Here is a 4,791-nt window from a genome sequence, read left to right on the forward strand (position 1 = left end):
CTTAGTTGGGCTGAGTCCATGCCGGTAAACTACATCGGAATCACAGCGGGGACAATGGACAGTTACGGTAGCAATAACAACACCTCAAATAATGGCAGAATATCACAAAATCCAACCATTCAGAGGCATTACCTCCAGATGCTTATATTGCGATGTTGTCGTGATCTTCGTTCGAAAATATTTCAGCTATTATTTATAATATCAAATAATGAAGAATAATTTAAATGCTGTATTCAGAGTGCAAGAGGGAAACAGAAATAAAACCATTAGAAATTTTTCTAATAGCAGTGCAAATGATCTTGTTGTTAGTTATACGCCATCGGAAGCGGTATAAGTCAGTTCTCAGAAAGAGGAAGCTTCTTTCAAAAATTTCCGAACTTAACAGTTGGACTGATAAAATACAATGATTAAAATGGTGAGTGTATTTTTGCTACTACTCTTATTGAAAATAACATTCTTCTTGAAGAAGAGCATTATGAAACGAAAGCATTTTATGACTTATATCATCAGTGATGGAATACAGAAAAACTATATAAATTGGATAAGTTAATCATTCATATTGAAGATTTTTATTCTCAGAGTAAAAAAGGCGTAAAAAATTCAGGCACATATATTATTACTTAACATCACAAATATATCGGGGCATGATATTTATCATAGCGATAATAATAATGTCTGTATGGGCAGCGAGGGGAATAAACCGAAATTGAATTTCAAAAACTGCTTATTTCTAGTCGTGAGACACTCACCTTTACTTGTTTATGGAATAAGTAAACATTTAAAATAATTCTGTTGTGCTCTTTCGGATGGGCTCACTGACCTGACTCAATGAGTGAGACCTTAGGAGGCATTACTCACGAAAATCTGGAACTCCTTTCATGCTCCGGCAAAAGCTTATACCGAATGCTATTGAACCGCTAGGTACGCAGGATGACCGCACTTATTGGCTTCCCGACTTTGCGTCTGATCCGCTATTCAATGAGGGCACTGCAACTCAACGGGCTGGCCCCCAGCGAATGGCTCTATATCAGCAGCGGAATTTAACGACTTCGCGCGTGGCAACCCATGCGCTTCAACCAAATGGAGAGCACCATGTTTAAACCACACGTAACCGTAGCCGCCGTGGTCCAAGCCGAAGGGCTGTTCCTAGTGGTGGTGGAACGGGTATGCGGACGAGCTAGGCTGAATCAGCCTGCCAAGCATCTAGGAAGCCGATGAAACGCTGCTGGTGGCTACCGCCGGAAGAGATTATCACCTTGCGCAAGCTGCGTTCGACGCTGGTGACAGAAAGCCTGCAGATTTACTAGAGCGCCCCACGCTACCCGCTGGAGATCCTCAGCGCCTTCCAGTAGCCGTTTAGCGAGAGTGCGCAGATCGCAGACGCATGATATAATGCGCCGCAATTCTATCAGAGTCCAGAGTCGCCTTTTTAACGACTTCTTAAAGCCGGGTAATTCATGTCAAACAACTCTAACAGCCAGAAGAAAGTGATCGTCGGTATGTCCGGTGGTGTTGACTCCTCTGTTTCCGCTTGGCTGCTGATGCAGCAGGCCTATCAGGTCGAAGGCCTGTTTATGAAAAACTGGGAGGAGGACGATGACGAAGAGTACTGTACAGCGGCGGAAGATTTAGCCGACGCGCTGGCAGTCTGTGACAAACTCGGGATTCACCTTCACACGGTCAACTTTGCTGCCGAATACTGGGATAACGTGTTCGAGCACTTCTTGGCGGAGTATAAAGCCGGTCACACTCCAAATCCGGATATTCTCTGCAACAAAGAGATCAAGTTTAAAGCCTTCCTCGAATTTGCCGCCGAAGATCTTGGTGCCGATTATATCGCCACTGGCCACTACGTGCGTCGCGCGGATGTGGACGGCAAAAACCTCCTGCTGCGCGGTCTTGACGGCAACAAAGACCAGAGTTACTTTCTCTACACCCTCGGCCATGAGCAGATTGCACAAAGCCTGTTTCCGGTGGGTGAATTAGAAAAACCCGAAGTGCGCCGCATTGCCGAGCAGCTGGAGCTGGTAACCGCGAAGAAGAAAGATTCAACCGGTATCTGCTTTATTGGCGAGCGCAAATTCACCGAGTTCCTCGGGCGCTATCTTCCCGCTCAGCCGGGGCTGATTGTTTCCGCAGATGGCGATACCGTAGGCCAGCATCAAGGGCTGATGTATCATACTCTCGGCCAGCGCAAAGGGCTGGGCATCGGTGGAACTAAAAACGGCAATGAAAACCCGTGGTACGTGGTTGATAAAGACGTCGCCGACAATACGCTAGTGGTGGCGCAGGGCCACGATCACCCGCGCCTGATGTCGGTGGGCCTGATTGCCCAACAGCTGTACTGGGTTGACCGCGAAGTGCTGAGCGCCCCGCTGCGCTGCATGGTGAAAACCCGCTATCGCCAAGAAGATATTCCCTGCACCGTGACCCCGATCGATGCAGAACGCATCGAAGTGCGTTTTGACCAGCCGGTTGCCTCAGTGACGCCGGGCCAGTCAGCGGTATTTTATCTCGATGAAGTCTGCCTTGGTGGCGGCACCATCGCACAGCGCCTGCCGCTGGTAAACACGTAATTCGGTCCGCATACAGGAGTAAACGTGGCGAAGAACTATTATGATATTACTCTGGCGCTGGCGGGCATCTGCCAGTCAGCTCACTTAGTGCAACAGCTGGCGCATCAGGGCCAGTGCCCGCCAGACGCGCTGAAAATCACGCTGAACAGCCTGCTGGACCTCAATCCGTCCTCCACGCTGGCGGTATACGGTGACTATGAAGCCCATTTGCAGTTTGGCCTAGAAACCTTGATCGCGGTGCTGAAAAGTAACAGCCGCCAGGGCTTGGGCACCGAGCTGACGCGTTATACCCTGAGCATGATGGTGTTGGAGCGTAAGCTTAACGCCAGTAAAACCGCGCTGAATGAACTTTCCAGCCGCATCGCCCGACTCGATCGTCAGCTGGCGCACTACGGTCTGGAGTCTGATACACTGCTGAGCGCAATGGCCTCAATTTATGTCGATGTGATCAGCCCGCTCGGCCCGCGCATTCAGGTCACCGGTTCTCCGGCGGTTCTGCAAAATGCCCAGGTGCAGAGTAAAGTTCGAGCCTCACTGCTGGCGGGTATCCGCGCGGCAGTGCTGTGGCAGCAGGTTGGCGGTAGCCGCCTGCAGCTGATGTTTTCCCGTAACCGCTTAGTCAATGAGGCGAAAGCGATTCTGGCCCTCCTCAACGGGACCCCAACCTGATTTTTTTAAACCGATCTGGAGCAGCAACAATGGAATTATCCTCTCTGACCGCCATCTCACCTGTTGATGGTCGTTATGGCGACAAAGTCAGCCCACTGCGTAGCATCTTCAGCGAATTTGGCCTGCTGAAATTCCGCGTAGAAGTTGAAGTTCGCTGGTTACAGAAACTGGCCAAAACCGCTGTGATCAAGGAAGTTCCTGCATTTGACGCTGACGCAAACGCTTTCCTTGATACCATTGTCAGCAATTTCAGCGAAGCTGACGCTGCGCGCATCAAAACCATCGAACGCACCACCAACCATGATGTGAAAGCGGTCGAATACTTCCTGAAAGAGAAAGTCGAAGCCGTCCCTGCCCTGCACGCGGTATCTGAATTTATTCACTTCGCCTGTACTTCTGAAGACATCAATAACCTGTCGCACGCGCTGATGCTGGAAACCGCTTGCCGTGAGGTGATTGTGCCTTACTGGAACAAAATCATCGTCGCAGTGAAAGACCTAGCGGTGCAGTACAGGGATATCCCGCTGCTGTCCCGTACCCACGGCCAGCCAGCCACCCCGTCCACGCTGGGCAAAGAGATGGCGAATGTGGCTTACCGCTTCGAACGCCAGCTGCGCCAGCTGAAACGCATTGAAATGCTGGGTAAAATTAACGGTGCTGTCGGTAACTATAACGCCCACATTGCGGCCTACCCGGAAGTGGACTGGCATCAGCTAAGCGAAGAGTTTGTCACTTCACTCGGCATTACTTGGAACCCGTACACCACTCAGATCGAGCCGCATGACTATATCGCCGAGCTGTTTGACTGCATGGCTCGCTTCAATACCATCCTGATCGACTTAGATCGCGACGTCTGGGGCTACATTGCGCTGAACCACTTCAAGCAGAAAACTATTGCGGGCGAAATCGGCTCTTCCACCATGCCGCACAAGGTTAACCCAATCGACTTCGAAAAGTCCGAAGGTAACCTTGGCCTAGCGAATGCGGTAATGCAGCACCTAGCAAACAAACTGCCAGTATCACGCTGGCAGCGTGACCTGACCGACTCCACCGTGCTGCGCAACCTCGGAGTGTGCGTGGGCTATGCGCTGATTGCCTACCAGGCAACACTGAAAGGCATCTCCAAGCTGGAAGTGAACCGCGACTGCCTGCTAGACGAGCTAGACCACAACTGGGAAGTGTTGGCTGAGCCAATACAGACCGTAATGCGTCGTTATGGCATCGAGAAGCCTTATGAAAAGCTGAAAGAGCTGACCCACGGCAAGCGTGTCGATGCCGAAGGCATGAAGGTGTTTATCGACGGTCTGGCTCTGCCTGACGAAGAGAAAACCCGCCTGAAAGCGATTACGCCAGCGAACTACATTGGCCGTGCTGTGCAGATGGTTGATGACCTGAACTAACCCCTCCCAAAGCGGGCTGGCGCTAGGCTGTGTCCCTTAATCACCTGAGCTATAGTAACTGCCTGTTTCCACAACACATTGAACTATGGCTCGTTACGATCTTTCCGATGAAGCATCGGCTCTCATCCAGCCCTTATTACCAACTG

Annotated in this window: 4 protein-coding genes and 2 pseudogenes; 5 read left to right on the top strand and 1 reads right to left on the bottom strand. The window is 50.7% G+C overall.

Annotated elements, in window-relative coordinates:
- On the bottom strand, positions 1-75 hold a 75-nt coding region (locus tag BBW68_RS20525; protein ID WP_420835325.1), incomplete at its 3' end, for an IS1 family transposase.
- Positions 76-921: 846 nt separating this feature from the next.
- On the opposite strand from BBW68_RS20525, the pseudogene BBW68_RS19085 reads away from it, so the two are divergent.
- From BBW68_RS19085 to purB, 5 genes and pseudogenes are all read left to right on the top strand, one after another.
- Positions 922-1,044, top strand: a pseudogene (locus BBW68_RS19085) (23S rRNA pseudouridylate synthase); the annotation flags it as partial.
- Positions 1,045-1,092: 48 nt separating this feature from the next.
- Positions 1,093-1,240 (top strand): annotated as a pseudogene (locus BBW68_RS20530) (NUDIX hydrolase); the annotation flags it as partial.
- Between the two features lie 217 nt (positions 1,241-1,457).
- Positions 1,458-2,576, top strand: a complete 1,119-nt coding sequence (gene mnmA, locus BBW68_RS04030; RefSeq protein ID WP_070134105.1) for a tRNA 2-thiouridine(34) synthase MnmA — start codon at positions 1,458-1,460, stop codon at positions 2,574-2,576.
- Positions 2,577-2,600: 24 nt separating this feature from the next.
- Positions 2,601-3,245, top strand: coding sequence for a high frequency lysogenization protein HflD (gene hflD, locus BBW68_RS04035; RefSeq protein WP_070134106.1), 645 nt, complete (start codon positions 2,601-2,603; stop codon positions 3,243-3,245).
- Positions 3,246-3,274: 29 nt separating this feature from the next.
- Entirely contained in the window at positions 3,275-4,645 is a 1,371-nt protein-coding gene (gene purB, locus BBW68_RS04040) for an adenylosuccinate lyase (RefSeq protein ID WP_070134107.1), read from the top strand.
- The last annotated feature ends 146 nt before the right edge of the window (positions 4,646-4,791 follow it).

Source organism: Candidatus Erwinia dacicola (genome assembly GCF_001756855.1).
In the GTDB taxonomy this organism is placed as follows: domain Bacteria; phylum Pseudomonadota; class Gammaproteobacteria; order Enterobacterales; family Enterobacteriaceae; genus Erwinia; species Erwinia dacicola.

Excerpts from the sequence above, each read along its gene's own strand:
- mnmA (WP_070134105.1), top strand. The coding sequence starts at position 1,458 with ATGTCAAACAACTCTAACAGCCAGAAGAAAGTGATCGTCGGTATGTCC.
- purB (WP_070134107.1), top strand. The coding sequence starts at position 3,275 with ATGGAATTATCCTCTCTGACCGCCATCTCACCTGTTGATGGTCGTTAT.